1 protein-coding gene is annotated in these 967 nt (G+C 35.5%); it reads left to right on the plus strand.

From position 1 onward, the window contains the following. Positions 1 to 216: 216 nt before the first annotated feature. A complete protein-coding gene (locus QVO88_RS06425; RefSeq protein WP_022287677.1) occupies positions 217 to 852 on the plus strand; it encodes a hypothetical protein in 636 nt (211 codons plus the stop codon). The last annotated feature ends 115 nt before the right edge of the window (positions 853 to 967 follow it).

A 967-nucleotide genomic window follows, 5' to 3' on the forward strand; every position in this document is an offset into this window, starting at 1 on the left:
TGCAAAACAAATGTGATTTACATAATAAAAGCACTGAGGATAATATATCTCAGTGCTTTTTTTCTCGAGAGTTTTCCCTGAAAACAAGTTCATAAATGTTTTAATCAATTCAAAAATGCACAATATTTGGCGCGAAAGTTTGGCTATTCTGCCGTTGACGTGTTTTCTTGCTGTATGGTATAATATAGGTGTAGAAAACATATGGGAGGTATAACAATGGTAAAAGATTATAAGTATTATAAAAACTTGCCCGAACTTGATGAAGCGAAGATAGAGAGCCTTATCAGACCGAGCAATGAAGTTGATGATTTTATCAAAAAAGGAGAAGAAAAGCTCAATGACCCTGAGTTTGATAAAAAAACAATGCTTCTTTACACCATTGACGAAATAAGAGATTTTGTCGGTGAGGAGTTTTGGTCGGCTACGGAACAGCCACAGCACATAGCAATGACCGAAGAAGAACGTTGTCTTGAACGAATGAAAGCATACTATGATAAGATTTTCAAAGCATACTATAATCAGCTTGACGGCATGGGTGAGAACCATGATTTCAGTGGCTCAAGAAAAGCTTTTTTACGCACATCGAAAAAATTTCAGATACAATTCAAGAATATGCTTTTTGAGATGAAAGTCAGCGAAGAAGATTTTTGGAAAAGGTTTGACCGCAACTCTGAAAGATACTGGCTGTCACTTTACTATCCACTTCTCCATACGCAGAGAGAACTGCCCTCAGAAGAACCGATAGAAATGCTCAGAACACACTATATGTTTTGGATAAACCATATGATAGAGGAGTTTATGAACGATAGATACATCTATTCGCTTAATCTTCAGGCAGGATATTTTAGCTAAATTTGTCCACGGACAAAATGAAAAATTGACACAAAGAAATGATTGTGATATAATTAAGTCGCAAAAATCAAAAGGAGGACCCCACAATGAAAAAAACAAATATAACAAGAACAAT

This window comes from Ruminococcus sp. CAG:57 (genome assembly GCF_000435935.1).
Lineage (GTDB): Bacteria > Bacillota > Clostridia > Oscillospirales > Ruminococcaceae > Hominimerdicola > Hominimerdicola aceti.